This window comes from Streptomyces sp. NPDC085524 (assembly GCF_044541755.1).
Classification (GTDB): Bacteria; Actinomycetota; Actinomycetes; order Streptomycetales; family Streptomycetaceae; genus Streptomyces.
The window spans coordinates 119,934-139,776 of sequence record NZ_JBITTH010000017.1 but is presented as its reverse complement, the minus strand read 5'-3'; the positions used below and the strand labels follow the sequence as shown (position 1 = coordinate 139,776).

Here is a 19,843-nt window from a genome sequence, read left to right as displayed (position 1 = left end):
GACGCGCCCGTTCCCCCGCACCCACTCCCCAGGGATGAGGCGCGACCCCGAGATGTCCCGGAGATCCGTCCGAGGGCGGCCCCGGGCCTGGCCGCCGGGGCGAGGGCCGGTGCAGGATGGATGGGGACAGATCGCCCAGCCGTCGAACAGCCGGAGGACCGCATGCTCGCCGAGACCATTTGTTCCGCGGTGTCCGCGGCGGGCCTGGGCATCGCCGCGGTGGCCGCCTACCGCAAGCGGTTCCTGGCCGCCACGCGGATCGCCGCGTACTCGCTGGTGCCGGTCGCCCTCGTGATGACGGGCCTCGTGGAGTGGGTGTCCGGGATCGTCTTCAACCCGACCGTCTGGATCGGCTTCGGGCTGCTCGGACTGGCCTGGGCGCTCCTGTTCACGACCCGCGCCGTCGAGCGCCGGAGCCTGGGGAAGGAGGCCGGGCGGAGCCCCGAGGCCGTGGCCCCGGCCGCCTCCGCGCCCTCCCTCGGATCCGGGCGGAGCGCCGGTGCTCAGAAGAAGCCGCCGGCCGCGGCCGCAGGGGACGACTTCTCCGACATCGAGGCCATCCTCAAGAAGCACGGTATCTGAGCCGGGGTGCCCGGATCGCGGTGTGATCCACGAGATCGGGCGAACTCCCGCGCAGACATTGGCGTGTTGAAGGGCCAGTGGCGGTGCGCTGCGCCATCATCGCCCCGACATGCTCGAGACATCGCAGGGTGAGCCGTCCGTTCCCGCGCCGGCCCCCGCCTCCGTTGCCGAGGAGCCGCGAGGCTGCCTCTTCGCCCTGTCCCAGCCGCCTCTGATGATCTTCCTGGCGGTGATCGGTGTCCTGCTGCTGCTCGCAGCCGTACACGATCTGTTCCTGCTCTGAGGCTATTCCCGCCCCGAGGACTCCGAAGACTCCGAGGACTCCGCGTCGGCTCCCTTGCGCCGGGCCCGGTACGCCGCCACGTGCAGCCGGTTCCCGCAGGTCCGGCTGTCGCAGTAGCGCCGGGAGCGGTTGCGGGAGAGGTCCACGAAGGCGCGCCGGCAGTCCGGGGCCTCGCAGCGGCGCAGCCGTTCCTGCTCGCCGGAGACCACGATGAAGGCCAGCGCCATGCCGCCGTCGGCCGCCAGGTGGTCGCCCACCGAGGCGCCCGGCGCGAAGTAGTGCACGTGCCAGTCGTAGCCGTCGTGGTCGGTCAGCTGCGGGGTGGTGCCCGCCGTCGCCACCAGCTCGTTGATCAGCGTGGCCGCGGCGCGCGGGTCCGGCGCCGCGAAGATCTGGGCGAATTTGCCGCGCACCGTGCGCACGCCCGCGAGGTCGCGGGCGCCGAGCTCTCCGACGTCGCTGATCGAGTACTCCTGCACGAAGGCGCGCAGCGCGCCGAGGTCCGAGAGCGCGTCGGGCTGGTTCGCCTCGGCCGCTGTGTTCACCAGCGCGACGACGACGTCGAGCGCGCGACGGGTGTCGTGGGGGATCTGCACGGGGTCTCCCTCAAGGGCCGGGCCTGCGGCGACGACCTCTGCCGCCGCTGGGGGCCGACTCTAGCGGGTCCTTCCCGGGGGGTGCCCGGCGTCTCGGGCCCGGCGCCCCGGACGCGCAGCGGCGCCGTCCACGCGGGTGGCTTCCGCGGGAACAGCGCCGACACGTCCGTATGTGGTTGTCCGGCACACACCGTCGCCCCGAGTCGGACGGTGTCGCGCGGCTGTAGGCCTGGCTCAGCTTTCGGCCAGGATGTGGGAGAGCTCCTTGTCGAGGTCGAAGTGCCGGTGTTCGGTCCCGGGCGGGACCGCGGCATCCGTCCGCTTGAGGAATGACTCCAGTGCTCGGGCGGGTGCTTCGAGCAGTGCTTCTCCCTCCGGTGAGCTCAGGGCGATGCAGACGACCCCCTGACCGTGGCTGCGGGACGGCCAGACGCGGACGTCGCCGGTTCCGGTGGGCCGGTGGAGGCCCTCTGCGAGGAGGTCACGGGCGAACACCCATTCGACCGTCTCCTCGGCGCCGGTGTGGAAGGTGGCGTGCACGGCGTAGGGGTCGGCCGTGTCATACCGCAGGCCCGCGGGAACAGGCAGTGAGGACTCGCTCGACACAACGAGGCGCAGGTGCAGCTCGCAGCTGACCGTGGTGTTCATAAGCGCCAGGGCCTTTCGCTCAGTGTGCGCTCGGGGATTCGCACGTCGGCGAAATCGACATGCCACCTACGGTGCCGTTGTAAACCCCTCTGACCGTTTTGCGGACCTCTGGGTCCCTCGGACGGCGGATCCAAAGCACCGTTCATGTGTGCTCGACACTCGGGTAGATTCGACCCATGAATACGGGGAGTGACCGCGGGACGAGCGAGCCCGCCGAGGCGACCGAAGCCGGCGCAGCCGCAGAGGGCTCAGCCGGCGAAGAGACGCCGCACGTGTCGAAGGCACCCGCCTTCATCAAGGCCAACCGCAGCCTGCACCTGAGCTGGCAGGTCGGCGTCTTCGTCGTCGGCCTGGCCGTCATCGCCGCGGGCATCGCCATGCTGGTACTGCCCGGCCCCGGCTGGGTGGCGATCTTCGCGGGCCTGGCGATCTGGGCCACCGAGTTCGCCTGGGCCCACCTCGTGCTGCGCTGGACCAAGCGCAAGGTCACCGAGGCCGCCCAGAAGGCGCTGGACCCGAAGGTCCGCCGCCGCAACATCATCCTGACCAGCGTGGGCCTCGTCATCGCGGGCGCGCTGATCGGCTTCTACCTGTGGAAGTACGGGCTCGTCCTGCCCTGGAACATCAAGGACCAGTGATGGTCAAGGAGCACCGCTGACATGCGGTAATGTTTGCGGTGCGTCCGGGCGATTAGCTCAGTGGGAGAGCACTTCGTTCACACCGAAGGGGTCACTGGTTCGAACCCAGTATCGCCCACCCGGACCCGAGGCCCGGAGACTTCACAGTCTCCGGGCCTCGGGCGTTTCAGGCCCGGTCCGCCCGTGTCACGCGAGCCTGCCGATCGCGTCCCGCAGCCGGCGGGCGTCGCGCAGCCGCCTCTCGTACGTCGCGCCCACCGCCAGCAGCAGCAGTCCCGCCATCGCCGGCGGCACCCAGCGCGGCAGCGCCCCCGCCACCTGCACCACGTACGGGGCCAGCTCGTGCAGCGCCACCACCGCCAGCACCGCGCCGCCCAGCAGCAGCGGGGCCTGGAGCCGCCGCCGGGCCCCCGTGAGGGTCACCGCCAGGGCCGCCAGCCCCAGCAGGAGCGGGCGCACCCACTCCGGATCCGCCCAGGCCGCCAGCAGGCTCGGCAGCAGCGTCGCCGACAGCCCGGGGCCGTACGCCGTCCAGGACGAGCTCGAGGGGTCCCTGCGCCGCCGCAGCAGGCCCACCGCCAGGGCGGGGAGCGTCACCGGCAGGGTGTAGGCCTCCGGCGCCGTGACCCCGGCCTCGGCCAGCCGGACCCAGGTGGCCGCCGCGAACAGCGCCCCCGCCGCCCAGCCCAGCACGCGCCGCTCGGGCCGTACCGCGGCCCCCGCACAGACCACCCCGAGCAGCGCCAGGACCAGTGCCAGGGTCCCGGTCCGCCCTGCCGACAGGGCCACCGCCAGGACCCCCGCCACGCCCGCCGCGATCTCCGCGGGCAGCCGGACGCAGCCCAGCCGGGGCCCGGGCGCGGCCACCGCCGCCGGCACCACCAGCACGGGGAGCGCCCACCAGACCACCGCCAGGTCCGTCACCGCCGCCGAGGCCACCAGCAGCCCCGTGGTGTGGCCGACGGCGCACACCGCCGCCCCGGCGCGGGCCCAGCGCGGAGCGGGCCCGTACGCCGCTGCAGCCGCACCGAGCGCGCCCAGCAGCCCCCACACCGCGAAGGTCGCCGCCCGGCCGTCCAGCGCGCCCAGGGACACGTTCAAGGCCCCGGCCAGCGCGCACGCGCCGGCCGCGATCCCGGTCGCGCGCGCCGGAGCCCGCAGCGCGAGCACCCCGGCCCCGCCCGTCACCGCCAGCTGCGCGGCGAACACCGCCGCCACCGGGAGGCCGAGCAGCACCGGAGCCGTGAACAGCCCCGCCCACGCGAGGACCGCCGCCAGGGCGGCCGGCTCCGGCCGGGACAGCGTCCGCGACAGCCACCAGGCGGCCCCCGCCGTCAGCAGCAGGGCCACCGCGGGCGCCGCCCCCGCCCTGTACGGGTCGGCGTCCGGGGTCGTCCCGGCCCACACCTCCGCGAGGACCCGGACCCGGGCCCCCAGGGCCGCGGCCGCCGGAGCCGCGGACAGCAGCGCCGCCAGTGCGGCCGTGCCCGCCCCGGCCCAGGCCAGCCCGCGCCGGGCCGGCGCCGGGAGCGCGTGCACCCGTACGGCCGCCAGCAGCGGCAGCGCCGCCAGGAGGTGCGCCACCACCGCCCAGGCGGGGGACAGCTCCGGCCGGGCCGTGCCGCCCAGGGCCGCCACCACCGCCAGGCCGCCCACCAGGGCCGCCGCCCAGACCCGCGGCTCCCGCCACGCCGCAGCCACCCCGAGGGCCGCGCCCGCCAGCAGCAGCGCGGCCGGACCCAGGGCGCCGGACGCCGAGGCCGCCGACCAGGACTCGGACACCCCGGTCAGCAGCGCCACCGCAGCCAGCACCGCCGCCGGGAGCGCCGCCCACCGCAGCCGCAGCGCGAGCGCCGCATCCAGCGCGGCCGTCACCAGCAGCGCCCACGCCAGCCCCAGCGGGTCCGCCTGCGCGGCCAGCGCCGCCAGCGGCAGCGGGAGCTGCGCGGCCAGCACCGCCGCCGGCAGCGGGATCCGCAGCCGGCGCAGGGCCGCCGCGTACCCGGCCCACGCCGCCGCCAGCACCCCGGCCGCCCCCGCCGCGTACGCCCGCGGGCCGACGTCCGGGACGGCGACCGCGTACAGCGCGTACGCGTCCAGCACCGTCAGCAGCAGCCCGACCGCCGCGACGGACTCCGCCGTCGAGCGCAGCCCGCGGCGCAGCAGCGGCACGGGCGCGGCCAGCGCGGCCGCGGTCACCGCGACCAGCACCGCCGAGCGGCCGGCGATCCCGAGCGAGCCCCAGCTCACCAGGGTGAACGCCAGCGCGGCCACGGCCAGCAGGACGGCCCCCAGGGTGAGCAGCACGTTCTGCGCACTCGGCGCCGAAGCGTCCTTCGCGGGCCCGGCGGCCGGGGCGAACCCCGGGGCGGCGGCCGGCGAGGGCGTCGGCCCCGCCGCGTACAGCAGGCGCAGCAGCCAGTCCCTGCGGGCCAGCAAGTACTTGCGGCGGGAGTCGAGTTGGAGCAACTCGCGGTCGATGAGCGCCAGCTCCTCGGCCGGCGGCAGGGGCGTGTTCATATCCGGAGTGTGGCGCCGGTCACGCGGACAGGACATCGGCGTGCGTACTCAGATGTGCCCTGAGTACCTGCGAACCGGCCTCGTGCGCACCCGCCGCGCGCCACACTGGATCCATGGACCGCAGCCGCTGGGACCGCTGGAACCGCTACCGCTTCCGCAGCGTGTGGGACCTCGACGCCCCGCCCGCGCGCGTCTTCGCCGTGCTGGAACTCCCCGGCGAGTACCCGGACTGGTGGCCCCAGATCCGCCGCGTCGAGGGGGCGGACGAGCGCAGCGGCACCGCCACCATCCGCTCGCTGCTGCCCTACTCCCTCCACGTCACCGCCACCCAGCTGCTGCGCGACCCGGGGCGGGGAGTGCTGGAGGTGTCCCTGCGCGGTGATCTCGACGGCTGGGCGCGGTGGACCGTACGGCCGCTCGGCGCCGCGGCGGGCGCCCCGCGCACCCGGGCGCTGTACGAGCAGGAGGTCGAGGTGCGGCAGCCGCTGATGCGCCGGCTCGCGCTGCCCGGCCGTCCGGTGTTCCGGCTCAACCACGCCCTGATGATGCGGGCCGGACGGCGGGGCCTGGCGTCCCTGCTGGCCCGGCGCCCGGAGGCGGTTTGAACCGTCCCCAAGTCTTCTGTATTGTTCAGTGCGTTCCCGGGCGATTAGCTCAGCGGGAGAGCACTTCGTTCACACCGAAGGGGTCACTGGTTCGATCCCAGTATCGCCCACCGGGACAGGCCGGTCCGTCTTGCGACGGACCGGCCTTCCGCATGTCGGGGGCTATGCGGCCGTCGACAGGTCCGGCCGCAGCGGCCAGTGCGGATCCACCGGCTCCGGCGTTCCCTGGCGTGCGAACCACGCCTGCAGCCCGCGCGCCTGTGCCGCGTGCCACACCGCCTGCAGCGTGTGCAGCTCCGCCGGGGTCAGCCGCTCCAGGCGCGCCGCGAACCGGCGGCCCACCGCCCGCACGAGCTCCAGCGAGGCCTGCGCGTCCGCCGCCGCGTCGTGGGCGCCCTCCAGCTCGATCCCGTAGTGCTCGCACAGGTCCGTCAGCGTCCGCCGGCCCTTGCGGTACCGGTCGAGGTGCTTGTCCAGAACGCGCGGGTCCAGCACCGTCAGCGGCCGGTTGTCCAGGTACCGGGCCAGCGAGGACGCCCGGTGCCGGCGCAACTCCCGGTCCAGCAGCGTCAGATCGAACGGTGCGTTCATCACCACCACCGGGCGGCCCGCCACCTGCTGCTCCCCGAGCGCGCGGGCTATCTCCTCCACCACCGGCGCCGGCCACCGGCCGTTGCGCTGGAGGTGCTCGTCGGTCAGGCCGTGCACTTCCGTGGCGCCCGGGGGCACCGGGATCCCGGGATTGACCAGCCAGCGCGTGGTGCGGATCCGGCCCCCCGCACATTCCTGGACGATGAGCGCGGCGGACACGATCCGGTCCTGCTCGACGTCCACTCCGGTGGTCTCCGTGTCGAATGCGGCCAGCGGGCCCTCGTACCAGCGTGTCATGGCGAACTCCTCGTCCCCGGTCCGCAGATGGGGCGCACTCCGGCAGGGCTGCCTGGAAAACGTGCCACCTTCTCCCGCATCGGTGATACCCGTGCTGTTTGCCGCGTACGCCGTTTGCGGCGGCCCGCCTGCGGAGACAACACCCCTGGGGGGCCGCACACATGACCGGTCGTCACCCCACCCACCACAGAAGGCAGAGCCCGGAAGGCATGGGGAGCCGGCCATGGCGCTCGCGCAGCCCGAACCGGGCGGGGTGCTGCAGGGACACACCGGTCCGCCGACCGGACCGCTGCGCGGCACACTCGCCACCACCGCCTGCATGGAGACCCTCCAGGTGGGATACCTGCATGCCGTCGCGGCCGCGGCGGGCTGCTCGCTCTCACAGCCCTTTCCCGACAACGGCATCGACTGGCACGTCAGCCACGGTGCCCCCGAACACGTCGTCGACGACGAGGTCACCATCAAGGTGCAGCTGAAGGCGACCTACCAGATACCGCCCCGGCCGGCCGGGCCCACCTTCGCCTTCACCCTCGACAACGAGCACCTGGTGAAACTGGCCCGCACCCCGGTCGCGGTCCACAAGATCCTCGTCGTGATGCTCGTCCCCCGGGAGCGGGACGAGTGGCTCGCCGCCGGGCACGACCGGCTCGACCTGCGGCACTGCTGCTACTGGACCAACCTCGCGGGACACCCCGTGACCGGCCGGCGCCGGACCACCGTACGGATCCCGACCACGCGGATCTTCGACGACCGCGCGCTGTGCGAGATCATGACCCGGGTCGGGTCGGGAGGGACACCCTGATGCACTGGAACCCGCCGCACCTCGAACCACTGCCGCCGCCCGGCTTCGCCGACCCGGCCGTCCCCGATCCCGGACAGGTCGACCCCGCCGTGCTGGGCGCCCTGCTGCACCGGCACGGCTGGCTGCGCCGTGGCGGGGCCGCAGGACGGTACGGGCGCTGGACCCCGCCCGCCGGCACCGGTACGAGCCTGCTCGTACCGGAGAGCAGCGCCTTCCCCGACTGCACGGACCTCCTGGAGGAGGCCCTCACGGCCCTTTCGCGCAGCGGGCTGCCCTCGGCGCGGGAGGTGCTGTACGGGCTGAGCGTGCCCAGCGACGAGGTCCGCTGGGAGCGCGAGACACCGGAGGGGCCGCAGGGCCTCCAGGGCGAGGCCGACTGGACGGCCCAGGAGCAACTGCGCTCGGCGGCCCGGCGGTTGCTGCTCGCCGGAGCACTGGCGGCCCGGGCGCGGGCCGGCTACTACGGGGCCCGCCACCGGGGCCAGGCCGAACGGGCGCTGGACGGGGTGCTGGTGGGCCCCTCGCCGGGCGGCCGCAGGCTCACCGCGTACGTCCCCGTGGACGGGGGCCGGGGCACGGTGAAGCGGCTGCACCACGCCCTGCACGCGGCCCGCGAGGCCGTGGACTACCAGCGGGCCACCGGAGGCATGGAGGCCTTCGACGCGGCGGTGGGGGCGGGGGTCAGCCGGGAGCTCGCCGACGGGCTGATCGCCCTGGTCCGGGGCTCGGAGGGGGCCCGGATCACCCTCGCGTGGGCACCGGCCGCCGGGGTCCCGGCGGGGTGTGCGGCCCGCCCGGAGCCGGTGGAGTTCTCACCGGGCGACCTCCCGGTGCTGAGGGAGGCCGCCGCCCGCTACACCCGGGACGAGCCCGCGGTCACGGTCCGGATCGTCGGCACGGTCGTACGGATGCGCCGCTCCGCGCCGGGCGGCGGCGGAACGGTACGGCTGCGGGTCCTCGCGGGGGCGGAGCTCGCCTCGGTCCGGGCGGAGCTGGACGAGGAGGCGTACCGGGTCGCGGGCCACGCGCACCTGGTGGGCATGCCGATCGGACTCACGGGCCGGCTCCACCGCCGGGGCGGCTTCCGCCGGCTGACCCACGCGGAGGAGGTGACGCCGGTCCCCCTGGACGAGGTGGAGCGGGACCGGCTCATGAAGTCCCTGGACACGGCCTTCGACCGGTCGGACGAGTAGTCGGCCACGCCCGGGGAAGCCCGGCCCCCGGAGGCCCTACGGCGCGCCCGACCCCGGGCGGGAGAAGGAAGCCATGCGCAGGCCGGGGACGGGGGAGAAGTCGTCACCCCGGGCGAACCCGAGACGCTCGTAGAGGGCGACCGCCGGCCCGTTCGCAGCGCCCGTGGTGACGGTGACCGCGCGGTCGTCCGGCAGCCACCCCAGCAGCGCCGACGCGACGCCCCGTCGGAACCACCCCGGATCCACGCACAGCCGGTCCACGCACACACCGCCTTCCCCGGTCTCCTCCCAGGCGAGGAAACCGGCGAGGGTGCCCTCGCTCACGGCGCCCACCCAGCTCAGCTCCCGGACCCGCATCTCCGCCAGGCTCTCGCGCAGCGCCGGTATGCCGTCGAAGCCGATGATCTCCGCCTCCACCGCGTACGCGGCCCGCCCGATCCGGTGCACCGCCTCCGCGACGGCATCGTCGTCCAGGTCCAGCAGTCGTATCCGCATGCCGATCACGCTACCCGCAGGTACACCGATGGGGGCCGCACATCCAGCGTGGGGCGGGGACACTCCGGGACGTCCCCGCGGGCCGAGCGAAACCGGCGCCGGGCACAGGCCGGTCCGGCCGGGGTTTCGCGAGCCGAGGAGACGTCCCGGAGGGGCCCCGCCCCACGCACCGCCGCGGGGGAGGGCTTCGAGCAGGGCCCGCACCCCCGGCCCCGGCCCGCCACCCCCGCCGGCCCCCGGCCCCGGCCCGCCGGCCCCGGCCCCCGCCCGCCGGAACCCTGCGGCGCCGCCACCCCGGACGGCCTGTGGGCCCGCCGCCCCGGCGCAGCCGGTAACCGTTTAGCGGCGCAGCCACTCCGCTCGGTACGATTCAGGCGCGCAGTGTTCGCTAGCGCACCCCCTGAGTCAGGAGAGACCGGTGTCAGACGTCCGTGTGATCATCCAACGCGATTCCGAGCGGGACGAGCGCGTGGTGGCCACGGGCACTACGGCGGCGGAGCTCTTCGCCGGCGAGCGCACCATCGTCGCCGCGCGCGTCGCAGGCGAGCTGAAGGACCTCAGCTACGAGGTCAAGGACGGCGAGACCGTCGAGCCGGTGGAGATCTCCTCCGAGGACGGCCTGAACATCCTGCGCCACTCGACCGCGCACGTCATGGCGCAGGCCGTGCAGGAGCTGTTCCCCGAGGCCAAGCTCGGCATCGGCCCGCCGGTCCAGAACGGCTTCTACTACGACTTCGACGTCGCGAAGCCCTTCACCCCCGATGACCTCAAGGCCATCGAGAAGAAGATGCAGGAGATCCAGAAGCGCGGCCAGCGCTTCGCCCGCCGCGTCGTCACCGACGAGGCGGCCCGCGAGGAGCTCGCGGACGAGCCGTACAAGCTGGAGCTCATCGGCATCAAGGGCTCCGCGTCGACCGACGACGGCGCGAACGTCGAGGTGGGCGGCGGCGAGCTGACCATCTACGACAACCTGGACGCGAAGACCGGCGAGCTGTGCTGGAAGGACCTCTGCCGCGGTCCCCACCTGCCCACCACCCGCAACATCCCGGCCTTCAAGCTCATGCGCAACGCGGCCGCCTACTGGCGCGGCAGCGAGAAGAACCCGATGCTCCAGCGCATCTACGGCACCGCGTGGCCGTCGAAGGAGGAGCTGAAGGCGCACCTCGACTTCCTCGCCGAGGCCGAGAAGCGCGACCACCGCAAGCTCGGCAACGAGCTGGACCTCTTCTCCATCCCGGACGAGATCGGCTCCGGCCTCGCCGTCTTCCACCCGCGCGGCGGCATCATCCGCCGGACCATGGAGGACTACTCGCGCCGCCGGCACGAGGAAGAGGGCTACGAGTTCGTCTACTCCCCGCACGCCACCAAGGGCGCCCTCTTCGAGAAGAGCGGTCACCTGGACTGGTACGCGGAGGGCATGTACCCCCCCATGCAGCTCGACGGTGGTACCGACTACTACCTCAAGCCCATGAACTGCCCGATGCACAACCTGATCTTCGACGCGCGCGGCCGCTCCTACCGCGAACTGCCGCTGCGCCTGTTCGAGTTCGGCACCGTGTACCGGTACGAGAAGTCCGGCGTCGTGCACGGCCTGACCCGTGCCCGCGGCTTCACCCAGGACGACGCGCACATCTACTGCACCCGTGAGCAGATGGCGGAGGAGCTCGACCGCACGCTCACCTTCGTGCTGAACCTGCTGCGCGACTACGGCCTGACCGACTTCTACCTGGAGCTGTCCACCAAGGACCCGGAGAAGTTCGTCGGCTCGGACGAGGTCTGGGAGGAGGCGACCGCCGTCCTCCAGCAGGTCGCCGAGAAGCAGGGCCTGCCCCTGACCCCCGACCCGGGCGGCGCGGCCTTCTACGGCCCGAAGATCTCCGTGCAGGCGCGTGACGCCATCGGCCGCACCTGGCAGATGTCGACCGTGCAGCTCGACTTCAACCTGCCGGAGCGCTTCAACCTGGAGTACACCGCGCCCGACGGCTCGCGCCAGCGGCCGGTCATGATCCACCGCGCGCTGTTCGGCTCCATCGAGCGGTTCTTCGCCGTGCTGCTGGAGCACTACGCGGGCGCCATGCCGCCGTGGCTGGCCCCGGTCCAGGCGGTCGGCATCCCGATCGGTGACGGGCACGTGGAGTACCTGCAGGAGTTCGCCGCCGAGGCCAAGAAGCAGGGCCTGCGGGTGGAGGTGGACGCCTCCTCCGACCGCATGCAGAAGAAGATCCGCAACCACCAGAAGCTCAAGGTCCCGTTCATGATCATCGTCGGTGACGAGGACATGGCCGCGGGCACCGTCTCCTTCCGCTACCGCGACGGGTCGCAGGAGAACGGCATCCCGAAGGACGAGGCGCTGGCCAAGCTGGCCAAGGTCGTCGCCGACCGCGTCCAGGTCTGACGGATCGGAAAGGTCTGACGGATCCGACGGGCCCGACGGGTCCGAGAGATCCGAAGATCTGAAAAGGCCCCCGGAAAGTGATCACTTTCCGGGGGCCTTCTCCGTCCGTACCGGCAAGGTCATATGCTTGCCGCCATGACGAGTGAGCCGGAGCAGCAGAACGGCGTTGGCACGCATGACGGGTTCCAGCGCCTGTGGACCCCGCATCGGATGGCCTACATCCAGGGCGAGAACAAGCCCACCGGCCCCGAGGCCGGAGACGGGTGTCCCTTCTGCGGGATTCCGGAGATGTCCGACACGGACGGGCTGATCGTCGCCCGCGGCAAGCACGTCTACGCGGTGCTCAACCTGTACCCGTACAACGGCGGGCACCTCATGGTCGTCCCCTACCGGCACGTCGCCGACTACACCGATCTCGACTCGCCGGAGACCGCCGAGCTGGCGGACCTCACCAAGCGGGCCATGGTCGCGCTGCGCAAGGCGTCGGGGGCGCACGGGTTCAACATCGGCATGAACCAGGGCAGCGCCGCCGGGGCGGGCATCGCCGCGCACCTGCACCAGCACATCGTGCCCCGCTGGGGCGGGGACACGAACTTCATGCCGATCGTCGGTCACACCCGCGTCCTGCCGCAGCTCCTCGCGGACACCCGGCAGATGCTCGCCGACGCCTGGCCCACGGGCTGAGGGGTCCCGGGCCACGGGCCGGGGCGCCCGGGCGGCGGAGTGTTCAGGCGGCGGAGTGCTCAGGCGGCGCGCGCCGCGCGCCACTGCTCCACTACGTCCTCGACGTCGTACTCGGCCAGGTTCAGCGGCGGGCCCGGCGGCGGCATGCGCAGGGCCGCCGCGATCTTCTCGTTGATCTCGGCGACGATCGCCCGTACCCGGCGCTCGGAGCGGGCCGCGCGGGCCGCCGCCAGCGCGTCCTCGGCCTCCTTGCGCAGCGCCAGCGCGGGCGGCAGGGCGGAGAAGCCCTCACGGTGCAGCTTCCCCTTGATCCACCACATCTCGTCGTAGGGCGCGTCGAGCGAGGCCAGGGGCTTGCCGAAGCCCGGCAGCTCCTCGAACTCGCCGCGGTCGGCGGCCTCCCTGATCTGCCGGTCCACCCAGGATTCGATGTCCACGCCCGGCGGCTTGCGCTCGGTCATGCTGCCTCCTCCGAAGACCACTTCAGCCTAACCGGGCGCGCCGGCTACGCGTCGTAGACGTCCGCCTTGCGCGGGGCGGGCTCCTGGATGAGGCCGCTCATGATCGAGGAGCGGTTCGTGAAGCGGTCGGTGTCGACGCCGTTCTCCTCGAGGACCCTGAAGGTCGCCGCGTGGACCGCGCGCAGCACCGGGGCCACCGTGCGCAGGGCGTCGTCGGCCATGAACCGGTGGCGCCACATCGAGCCGGCCCACACGTGCCGGATGCCGAAGGGTTCGGGCAGGACCAGCTTCCCGCCGAAGTAGTCCAGGATCGGCGGGAACCAGGTCAGCGGGGCCCGGACGGCGAGGCGCACGACCTCGCTGGCGTCCACCAGCGGCTGCGGGCGCTCGACGGTCTCCCAGAAGCGGATGCTCTTGGGGACCTCGACCACCGGGGCCTTGGACTTCGTCGTGAACAGGCCGTGTACGGGTCCCAGCGCGTGCGCGGTGACGTCCACCCGCAGCGTCTTGTAGAGCACGGTGACGGTGACCAGCATGTTGATCACGAGCTGGCCGTCCCACAGCGGGTACTGGATGCCCAGGTAGTGCCGGTTGCCGGAGCTGAACTGCTGCTCGTTGCAGATCCGGGTGATCTCGTGCGGCTTGATCAGGAAGTTGTCGATGTTCTCGCCGGCGGGGCGGGCCACTTCGGCGGCGCCCTCGCCGATCGGCGTGACGATCCAGTGCTGGATGGCGGCCGTGGGGAAGCCCCCGGTGTGCAGGGGGCCGCGCTCCAGCTTGCGCAGCTCGGTGTCGATCGCGCGGATGACGTCCCAGCTGCGGAAGGGATGGATCTCGGCGCCCTCGGACACGGGCGCGAGCTCCTCGGCCATCTGCCAGCTGCCCCAGCGGGTGCCCATGCCGAGGATGCCCTTGGGGCCCGCGTAGAAGACCTGGTTGCTCCGGTCCTCCGCGGTCAGCTTGGCGAGCGAGTGGCGCAGGTCCTCGCGGGCCTTCTCGTCGGGGTTGCCGGGCACGGCCTCCGGGATCTTCGCGCCGATCCCGTCACCCGCCAGCAGGCCGTCCCAGCGTGAGCGCAGGTCGGCGGCGGTGGACTCGCACAGCCGGCGGGCGAGCAGCCAGCCCAGGGCCGGGGCGATCACCATGCCGCGCAGGTAGAGGCCGAGGAAGCCGGTGAGGGGCAGCCGGAACATCAGTACCGCCACCACCACGGCGATGCCGACCAGTACCGCCGTGCCCATCCAGGACGCGCGCTTGCCCTCGCTGTTGGCCAGGGTCTTGCGGAGCTGGAAGAGCCCCAGCCACAGCAGCAGGCCGGGCAGGAACAGCACACCGCAGACCAGCATGATCAGGCGGAGCTTGCGGTCGCGCTCCTTGCGGATGCGCGAGGCGGCCAGGCAGTGCTCGACGACGGTCTGCGGGTCGGCGCCGAAGGACTGGATGAGCGGCTTGCGGGCGGAGCCGAGCGTGCGGGCCTCGACGGCCCGGCAGAAGGCCTCGCCGAGGTTCGGCTCGAAGAGCGATATCTTGCCGGCCTTGACCGTGGCCGGGTGGTTCTCGCTGTTGGCGGTGAGGATCGTCGCGAGTTTCGTGTCCCCGCCACCGTCGCGGTACGCGGCCGAGGCCAGGGCATTGGTCGCCGCCGTCTGCCCGCCACCGCCCTGGAGAGGAATCTGCGCCCCGGGCCTGAAGTCGAATCCGTCGTCCGCCACCGCTGCCCCCATCGCTGTGCGTTCGTGCTCTTTGGTGCGCCGAAGAGCCTATCGGCGGTTCCCGCCCCATGGTCATGGGACAGGGAAATGCCGCCCACCGCAAGCGGGTTGGCGGGCGGCCCTTCCCGACGCTATGTCAGTTTGCTTCCCTTCTCGGACTGTTCGCGCACCTTGTCCGCGATCTGCGGCGGCATCGGCTCGTGCCGGGCGTAGGCGCGGGCGAAGCGGCCCGTGCCGTGCGAGACGGAACGCAGCTCGACCGCGTACCGGCCGATCTCGATCTCGGGGATCTCGGCGCGGACCCGGGTGCGCCCGGGACCGGCCTGGTCGGTGCCGACGACCCGGCCGCGGCGGCCCGCGAGATCGCTCATGACCGGGCCGACGTACTCGTCGGGGACGAGGATCGCGAGCTCGGCGACCGGCTCGAGCAGCTCGATGCGGGCCTCGGCCGCGGCCTCGCGCAGGGCCAGCGCGCCGGCCGTCTGGAAGGCGGCGTCGGAGGAGTCCACCGAGTGCGCCTTGCCGTCGAGGAGGGTGATGCGCACGTCGACCAGCGGATAGCCGGCCGCCACCCCGCGCGCGGCCTGCGTCCGTACGCCCTTCTCCACGGACGGGATGAACTGGCGGGGCACCGCGCCGCCGACCACCTTGTCCACGAACTCGATGCCGCTGCCCGGAGGGAGCGGCTCGACCTCGATCTCGCAGATCGCGAACTGGCCGTGGCCGCCGGACTGCTTGACGTGCCGGCCGCGGCCCGCGGCCTTGCCGCCGAAGGTCTCGCGCAGGCTCACCTTGTGCGGAACGGGGTCGACCTGGACGCCGTAGCGGGTGCGCAGCCGCTCCAGGGCGAGGTCCTGGTGGGCCTCGCCGAGGCACCACAGGACGACCTGGTGGGTGTGCGGGTTCTGCTCCAGCCGCATCGTCGGGTCCTCGGCGACGAGCCGGGCCAGGCCCTGGCTGAGCTTGTCCTCGTCGGCCTTGCTGTGCGCCTCGATGGCGAGGGGGAGCAGCGGGTCGGGCATGGTCCAGGGCTCCATGAGGAGCGGGTCGTCCTTGGCGGAGAGGGTGTCGCCGGTCTCCGCGCGGGTGAGTTTGGCCACGCAGGCCAGGTCTCCGGCGATGCAGTGGTTCAGGACGCGCTGCTGTTTGCCGAAGGGGGAGCTGAGGGCGCCGATCTTCTCGTCGACGTCGTGGTCCTCGTGGCCCCGGTCCTCGAGCCCGTGGCCGCTGACGTGCACGGTCGCCTCGGGGCGCAGGGTGCCGGAGAACACGCGGACGAGGGAGACGCGGCCGACGTACGGGTCGGAGGAGGTCTTGACGACCTCGGCGACGAGCGGCCCGTCCGGGTCGCAGGTGACGGCGGGGCGGGGGGAGCCGTCGGGGGCGGTGACGTTCACGGCGGGGCGTTCCGGGGGAGTGGGGAAGCCGCCGGTGACCAGTTCGAGGAGCTCCACGGTGCCCAGGCCCTGCTTGGCCCCGTCGGTGGCGGGGGCGGCCATCAGGACCGGGTGGAAGGTGCCGCGGGCCACCGCCCGCTCCAGGTCGTCCACGAGGGTCTTCAGGTCGATGTCCTCGCCGCCGAGATAGCGGTCCATGAGGCTCTCGTCCTCGCTCTCGGCGATGATCCCCTCGATCAGGCGGGAGCGGGCGCCGTCGATGAGGGCGCGCTCCTGCGGATCCGGGTCGCGTTCCACCCGCGAGCCCGAGGAGTACTCGTACACGCGCTGGGAGAGCAGGCCGAGCAGGCCGGTGACCGGGGCGTGGCCGTCGGCTCCGGCAGGGCCGTGCAGGGGCAGGTAGAGGGGGATGACGGCGTCGGGGTCGTCGGCGCCGAAGATCTCGCCGCAGACGGTCGCCATCTGGGTGTAGTCGGAGCGGGCCGCCTCGAGATGGGTGACGACGATGGCGCGGGGCATGCCCACGGCCTCGCACTCGTCCCAGACCATGCGGGTGGCACCGTCGACGCCGTCGGAGGCGGAGACGACGAAAAGGGCCGCGTCCGCGGCGCGCAGACCGGCCCTGAGCTCACCGACGAAGTCGGCGTATCCGGGGGTGTCCAGGATGTTGATCTTGATCCCGCCCCATTCGACGGGGACGAGGGAGAGCTGGACGGAGCGTTGTCGGCGGTGCTCGATCTCGTCGTAGTCGGAGACGGTCCCGCCGTCCTCGACCCGGCCCGCCCGGTTGACCGCTCCGGCGGTCAGGGCGAGCGCTTCCACCAGTGTCGTCTTGCCGGATCCGCTGTGGCCGACCAGCACGACGTTCCGTATGGATGCCGGCCGGTCGGCCGTCAGTGCCCTGCCGGCGGCTCCGGCTTGGTGTGATGTGGCTCCCATGATTCTCGTGCCTCCCGGTGGTGACGGTGAGGAGGTGGGTGTCCTTCGAGCTTTGCACCGCTGTCACACCGCGTCCATACGTCGTACCCGGACCGGCCCCGCCGGCGGTCCGGGGCACGGCCGGATCCTCAAGCGGAAGGAACCGGTGGGTGCGCGGCGTCCCCGGGGCGGCGCGCTGGCTACGATGGGCCAGCCGGTGGCCGTGGTGGCCGTGCGGCCCAGCGACCCTCCGGGAAGGCCATGCTGAACAAGTACGCGCGTGCATTCTTCACGCGTGTTCTCACGCCATTCGCCGCTTTCTTGCTCCGGCGGGGGGTGAGCCCGGATGCGGTGACCTTGATCGGCACGGCCGGCGTGGTGGCCGGAGCGCTGTTCTTCTTCCCCCGGGGAGAGTTCTTCTGGGGAACCATCACCATCACCGTCTTCGTCTTCTCCGACCTGGTGGACGGGAACATGGCCCGCCAGGCCGGCATCTCCAGCCGCTGGGGCGCCTTCCTCGACTCCACCCTCGACCGGGTGGCGGACGCGGCGATCTTCGGCGGCCTCGCGCTCTGGTACGCGGGCTCCGGGAACGACAACGCGCTGTGCGCGGTCGCGATCTTCTGCCTGGCCAGCGGGCAGGTGGTCTCGTACACGAAGGCCCGGGGCGAGTCGATCGGGCTGCCGGTGGCCGTCAACGGTCTGGTCGAACGGGCCGAGCGCCTGGTGATCTCGCTGGTCGCAGCCGGTCTGTCCGGGCTGCAGACCTTCGGCGTGCCCTCGTGGATCGGCGTGCTGCTGCCGATCGCGCTGTGGATCGTGGCGGTGGGCTCGCTCGTCACGCTGATCCAGCGCGTGGTCACCGTACGCCGTGAGTCGGCGGAGGCGGACGCCGCGGCGCCGGCCTCCCCGTCCTCGCCGTCCTCGCCGGCCGAGGGCGGTGCCGCCTGATGGGCAAGGCACAGGACAAGCTGGTCGACGGGCTGTACGGGCTCGGCTGGGCCGGCGTGAAGAAGCTCCCCGAGCCGGCCGCCGTGGCCCTGGGCCGCCGCATCGCCGACTACGCCTGGAAGCGGCGCGGCAAGAGCGTGCTGCGCCTGGAGTCGAACCTGGCCCGCGTGGTGCCGGACGCCACGCCCGAGCGGCTGCGCGAGCTGTCGCAGGCCGGCATGCGCTCGTACATGCGGTACTGGATGGAGTCCTTCCGGCTGCCGACGATGGACCCGCAGCGGTTCGGCGAGGACGTCCAGCTCAAGGACGACCACATCCTGCGCGAGGCCATCGCCTCCGGCCGCGGGGTCATCGCGGCCCTGCCGCACCTGGCCAACTGGGACCTCGCCGGGGCCTGGGTCACCGGCCACCTCGGCGTCCCCTTCACCACGGTCGCCGAGCGCCTCAAGCCCGAGAGCCTCTACGACCGCTTCGTGGCCTACCGCGAGAGCCTCGGCATGGAGGTGCTGCCGCACAGCGGCGGCGCCGCCTTCGGCACCCTCGCCCGCCGGCTCCGCTCCGGCGGCCTGATCTGCCTGGTCGCGGACCGGGACCTGTCGGCCTCCGGGGTCGAGGTGGACTTCTTCGGCTCGACGGCGCGCATGCCGGCCGGGCCGGCGCTGCTGGCGCAGCAGACGGGGGCGATACTGCTCCCGGTGACCCTGTACTACGGGGACTCGCCGAAGATGTACGGCCGGATCCACCCCGAGGTGGAGGTGCCGAAGACCGGAACCCGGGTCGAGAAGACCGACGCCATGACGCAGGCGCTCGCGGACGCCTTCGCCTGGGGCATCGCCGAGCATCCCGAGGACTGGCACATGCTCCAGCGGCTCTGGCTGGACGATCTGGAGGAGCGCCCGTAGTGAAGATCGGCATCGTCTGCCCGTACTCGTGGGACGTACCGGGCGGCGTCCAGTTCCACATCCGCGACCTGGCGGAGCACCTGATCCGCCTCGGCCACGAGGTGTCGGTCCTGGCCCCGGCCGACGACGAGACCCCGCTGCCGCCCTACGTGGTCTCGGCAGGCAGGGCCGTCCCCGTCCCGTACAACGGCTCCGTCGCCCGCCTCAACTTCGGCTTCCTCTCCGCGGCCCGGGTGCGCCGCTGGCTGCACGACGGCACCTTCGACGTGATCCACATCCACGAGCCCGCCTCCCCCTCCCTGGGGCTGCTGTCCTGCTGGGCGGCGCAGGGGCCGATCGTGGCCACCTTCCACACCTCGAACCCGCGCTCGCGGGCGATGATCGCGGCGTACCCGATCCTCCAGCCGGCGCTGGAGAAGATCAGTGCGCGGATCGCGGTGAGCGAGTACGCGCGGCGGACCCTGGTCGAGCACCTGGGCGGGGACGCGGTGGTCATCCCCAACGGCGTGGACGTGGACTTCTTCGCGAAGGCCGACCCCAACCCCGAGTGGTCCGGCCAGACCCTGGGCTTCATCGGCCGCATCGACGAACCCCGCAAGGGCCTGCCCGTCCTGATGGCGGCCTTCCCGAAGATCGCGGAGGCCTGCCCGGACGTCCGGCTCCTCGTGGCCGGGCGCGGGGACGAGGAGGAGGCCGTGGCGTCCCTGCCCGCGGACCTCCGCTCCCGCGTCGAGTTCCTCGGCATGGTCTCGGACGAGGACAAGGCGCGGCTGCTGCGCAGCGTGGACGTGTACGTCGCCCCGAACACGGGCGGTGAGAGCTTCGGCATCATCCTGGTCGAGGCCCTCTCGGCGGGCGCGGCGGTCCTGGCCTCGGACCTCGACGCCTTCGCACAGGTCCTGGACCAGGGCGGCGCGGGCGACCTCTTCGCCAACGAGAACGCGGACGCCCTCGCGGAGGGCGCCATCGCCCTCCTGCGCGACCCGGCCCGCCGCGAGGAACTCAGCACCCGCGGCTCGGCCCACGTCCGCCGGTTCGACTGGTCCACGGTCGGGGCGGACATCCTGGCGGTCTACGAAACGGTCACGGACGGCGCGGCAGCGGTGGCCACGGACGAACGCGTCCCGCTCCGCACGAGGCTGGGCTTCTCCCGCGACCCGTCCTCCTGACGGG

General features: G+C 73.0%; 19 protein-coding genes and 2 tRNA genes. 13 read left to right on the top strand and 8 right to left on the bottom strand.

What is annotated here, in order from left to right; all coding sequences use genetic code 11:
• Window positions 1–162: 162 nt before the first annotated feature.
• Complete coding sequence (locus ACIGFK_RS25660; protein WP_376661998.1) at window positions 163–582, top strand: hypothetical protein; 420 nt, start codon at window positions 163–165, stop codon at window positions 580–582.
• 109 nt (window positions 583–691) lie between these two features.
• Window positions 692–865 carry a hypothetical protein gene (locus ACIGFK_RS25655; RefSeq protein WP_376661993.1) on the top strand — a complete coding sequence of 58 codons (174 nt, stop codon included), beginning with the start codon at window positions 692–694 and terminating at the stop codon, window positions 863–865.
• A gap of 2 nt (window positions 866–867) precedes the next feature.
• On the opposite strand, the gene ACIGFK_RS25650 is transcribed toward ACIGFK_RS25655, so the two are convergent.
• Together ACIGFK_RS25650 and ACIGFK_RS25645 are read right to left on the bottom strand one after the other, a co-directional pair.
• Window positions 868–1,461, bottom strand: coding sequence for a CGNR zinc finger domain-containing protein (locus ACIGFK_RS25650; protein ID WP_376661992.1), 594 nt, complete (start codon window positions 1,459–1,461; stop codon window positions 868–870).
• A 234-nt stretch (window positions 1,462–1,695) separates the two neighbouring features.
• A complete protein-coding gene (locus ACIGFK_RS25645) occupies window positions 1,696–2,109 on the bottom strand; it encodes an SsgA family sporulation/cell division regulator (RefSeq protein ID WP_030011909.1) in 414 nt (137 codons plus the stop codon).
• A 176-nt stretch (window positions 2,110–2,285) separates the two neighbouring features.
• Between ACIGFK_RS25645 and ACIGFK_RS25640 the strand changes: the two genes are divergently transcribed.
• Together ACIGFK_RS25640 and ACIGFK_RS25635 are read left to right on the top strand one after the other, a co-directional pair.
• Entirely contained in the window at window positions 2,286–2,747 is a 462-nt protein-coding gene (locus tag ACIGFK_RS25640) for a TIGR02611 family protein (RefSeq protein WP_376661991.1), read from the top strand.
• A gap of 46 nt (window positions 2,748–2,793) precedes the next feature.
• Window positions 2,794–2,865: transfer RNA gene (locus tag ACIGFK_RS25635), tRNA-Val, on the top strand.
• Between the two features lie 68 nt (window positions 2,866–2,933).
• Here the strand turns inward: ACIGFK_RS25635 and ACIGFK_RS25630 are convergent.
• Entirely contained in the window at window positions 2,934–5,267 is a 2,334-nt protein-coding gene (locus tag ACIGFK_RS25630; protein WP_400053711.1) for an SCO7613 C-terminal domain-containing membrane protein, read from the bottom strand.
• A 113-nt stretch (window positions 5,268–5,380) separates the two neighbouring features.
• Between ACIGFK_RS25630 and ACIGFK_RS25625 the strand changes: the two genes are divergently transcribed.
• The gene (locus ACIGFK_RS25625) at window positions 5,381–5,872 is read left to right on the top strand and encodes an SRPBCC family protein (protein WP_386469008.1); all 492 of its coding nucleotides are present in this window, start codon (window positions 5,381–5,383) and stop codon (window positions 5,870–5,872) included.
• A 38-nt stretch (window positions 5,873–5,910) separates the two neighbouring features.
• Window positions 5,911–5,982: transfer RNA gene (locus tag ACIGFK_RS25620), tRNA-Val, on the top strand.
• Window positions 5,983–6,034: 52 nt separating this feature from the next.
• Here the strand turns inward: ACIGFK_RS25620 and ACIGFK_RS25615 are convergent.
• Entirely contained in the window at window positions 6,035–6,760 is a 726-nt protein-coding gene (locus ACIGFK_RS25615; RefSeq protein ID WP_376659680.1) for a 3'-5' exonuclease, read from the bottom strand.
• 223 nt (window positions 6,761–6,983) lie between these two features.
• Here ACIGFK_RS25615 and ACIGFK_RS25610 point away from each other — a divergent pair, with 223 nt between their 5' ends.
• Together ACIGFK_RS25610 and ACIGFK_RS25605 are read left to right on the top strand one after the other, a co-directional pair.
• Entirely contained in the window at window positions 6,984–7,562 is a 579-nt protein-coding gene (locus tag ACIGFK_RS25610; RefSeq protein ID WP_376659681.1) for a DUF4365 domain-containing protein, read from the top strand.
• A complete protein-coding gene (locus ACIGFK_RS25605) occupies window positions 7,562–8,755 on the top strand; it encodes a hypothetical protein (RefSeq protein WP_400053708.1) in 1,194 nt (397 codons plus the stop codon). The genes ACIGFK_RS25610 and ACIGFK_RS25605 overlap by 1 nt, the downstream gene beginning before the upstream one ends.
• A gap of 36 nt (window positions 8,756–8,791) precedes the next feature.
• Here the strand turns inward: ACIGFK_RS25605 and ACIGFK_RS25600 are convergent, their stop codons facing one another.
• The gene (locus tag ACIGFK_RS25600; protein ID WP_400053706.1) at window positions 8,792–9,250 is read right to left on the bottom strand and encodes a GNAT family N-acetyltransferase; all 459 of its coding nucleotides are present in this window, start codon (window positions 9,248–9,250) and stop codon (window positions 8,792–8,794) included.
• A 418-nt stretch (window positions 9,251–9,668) separates the two neighbouring features.
• Here ACIGFK_RS25600 and thrS point away from each other — a divergent pair, with 418 nt between their 5' ends.
• Window positions 9,669–11,645 carry a threonine--tRNA ligase gene (gene thrS, locus ACIGFK_RS25595; RefSeq protein ID WP_376659684.1) on the top strand — a complete coding sequence of 659 codons (1,977 nt, stop codon included), beginning with the start codon at window positions 9,669–9,671 and terminating at the stop codon, window positions 11,643–11,645.
• Window positions 11,646–11,768: 123 nt separating this feature from the next.
• Window positions 11,769–12,329 (top strand): HIT domain-containing protein, encoded by a 561-nt coding sequence (locus ACIGFK_RS25590; protein ID WP_376659685.1) that lies wholly within the window; start codon window positions 11,769–11,771, stop codon window positions 12,327–12,329.
• Between the two features lie 59 nt (window positions 12,330–12,388).
• On the opposite strand, the gene ACIGFK_RS25585 is transcribed toward ACIGFK_RS25590, so the two are convergent.
• The 3 genes from ACIGFK_RS25585 to ACIGFK_RS25575 all read right to left on the bottom strand — a co-directional run bounded on the left by ACIGFK_RS25585 (window position 12,389) and on the right by ACIGFK_RS25575 (window position 16,838).
• Complete coding sequence (locus ACIGFK_RS25585) at window positions 12,389–12,790, bottom strand: DUF1992 domain-containing protein (RefSeq protein WP_376659686.1); 402 nt, start codon at window positions 12,788–12,790, stop codon at window positions 12,389–12,391.
• A gap of 44 nt (window positions 12,791–12,834) precedes the next feature.
• Window positions 12,835–14,502 carry a hypothetical protein gene (locus ACIGFK_RS25580; RefSeq protein WP_376659687.1) on the bottom strand — a complete coding sequence of 556 codons (1,668 nt, stop codon included), beginning with the start codon at window positions 14,500–14,502 and terminating at the stop codon, window positions 12,835–12,837.
• A gap of 131 nt (window positions 14,503–14,633) precedes the next feature.
• Window positions 14,634–16,838: an elongation factor G-like protein EF-G2 gene (locus ACIGFK_RS25575; RefSeq protein WP_386469001.1), complete on the bottom strand. Its 2,205-nt coding sequence runs from the start codon at window positions 16,836–16,838 to the stop codon at window positions 14,634–14,636.
• A 240-nt stretch (window positions 16,839–17,078) separates the two neighbouring features.
• Here ACIGFK_RS25575 and pgsA point away from each other — a divergent pair, with 240 nt between their 5' ends.
• Genes pgsA through ACIGFK_RS25560 form a run of 3 tightly spaced genes read left to right on the top strand, consistent with a single transcriptional unit; the run spans window position 17,079 to window position 19,839 of the window.
• Complete coding sequence (gene pgsA / locus ACIGFK_RS25570; RefSeq protein WP_386468998.1) at window positions 17,079–17,768, top strand: phosphatidylinositol phosphate synthase; 690 nt, start codon at window positions 17,079–17,081, stop codon at window positions 17,766–17,768.
• The gene (locus tag ACIGFK_RS25565; protein ID WP_386468995.1) at window positions 17,768–18,670 is read left to right on the top strand and encodes a phosphatidylinositol mannoside acyltransferase; all 903 of its coding nucleotides are present in this window, start codon (window positions 17,768–17,770) and stop codon (window positions 18,668–18,670) included. Before pgsA ends, ACIGFK_RS25565 begins: the two co-directional genes overlap by 1 nt.
• The gene (locus ACIGFK_RS25560) at window positions 18,670–19,839 is read left to right on the top strand and encodes a glycosyltransferase family 4 protein (RefSeq protein ID WP_376659691.1); all 1,170 of its coding nucleotides are present in this window, start codon (window positions 18,670–18,672) and stop codon (window positions 19,837–19,839) included. The genes ACIGFK_RS25565 and ACIGFK_RS25560 overlap by 1 nt, the downstream gene beginning before the upstream one ends.
• The last annotated feature ends 4 nt before the right edge of the window (window positions 19,840–19,843 follow it).

Bases quoted from the DNA above. Each gene is read 5' to 3' on its own strand.
- ACIGFK_RS25660 (WP_376661998.1), top strand. From the start codon at position 163: ATGCTCGCCGAGACCATTTGTTCCGCGGTGTCCGCGGCGGGCCTGGGC.
- ACIGFK_RS25655 (WP_376661993.1), top strand. From the start codon at position 692: ATGCTCGAGACATCGCAGGGTGAGCCGTCCGTTCCCGCGCCGGCCCCC.
- ACIGFK_RS25645 (WP_030011909.1), bottom strand. From the start codon at position 2,109: ATGAACACCACGGTCAGCTGCGAGCTGCACCTGCGCCTCGTTGTGTCG.
- ACIGFK_RS25640 (WP_376661991.1), top strand. From the start codon at position 2,286: ATGAATACGGGGAGTGACCGCGGGACGAGCGAGCCCGCCGAGGCGACC.
- ACIGFK_RS25630 (WP_400053711.1), bottom strand. From the start codon at position 5,267: ATGAACACGCCCCTGCCGCCGGCCGAGGAGCTGGCGCTCATCGACCGC.
- ACIGFK_RS25625 (WP_386469008.1), top strand. From the start codon at position 5,381: ATGGACCGCAGCCGCTGGGACCGCTGGAACCGCTACCGCTTCCGCAGC.
- ACIGFK_RS25615 (WP_376659680.1), bottom strand. From the start codon at position 6,760: ATGACACGCTGGTACGAGGGCCCGCTGGCCGCATTCGACACGGAGACC.
- ACIGFK_RS25610 (WP_376659681.1), top strand. From the start codon at position 6,984: ATGGCGCTCGCGCAGCCCGAACCGGGCGGGGTGCTGCAGGGACACACC.
- ACIGFK_RS25605 (WP_400053708.1), top strand. From the start codon at position 7,562: ATGCACTGGAACCCGCCGCACCTCGAACCACTGCCGCCGCCCGGCTTC.
- ACIGFK_RS25600 (WP_400053706.1), bottom strand. From the start codon at position 9,250: ATGCGGATACGACTGCTGGACCTGGACGACGATGCCGTCGCGGAGGCG.
- ACIGFK_RS25590 (WP_376659685.1), top strand. From the start codon at position 11,769: ATGCTTGCCGCCATGACGAGTGAGCCGGAGCAGCAGAACGGCGTTGGC.
- ACIGFK_RS25585 (WP_376659686.1), bottom strand. From the start codon at position 12,790: ATGACCGAGCGCAAGCCGCCGGGCGTGGACATCGAATCCTGGGTGGAC.
- ACIGFK_RS25575 (WP_386469001.1), bottom strand. From the start codon at position 16,838: ATGGGAGCCACATCACACCAAGCCGGAGCCGCCGGCAGGGCACTGACG.
- pgsA (WP_386468998.1), top strand. From the start codon at position 17,079: ATGCTGAACAAGTACGCGCGTGCATTCTTCACGCGTGTTCTCACGCCA.
- ACIGFK_RS25565 (WP_386468995.1), top strand. From the start codon at position 17,768: ATGGGCAAGGCACAGGACAAGCTGGTCGACGGGCTGTACGGGCTCGGC.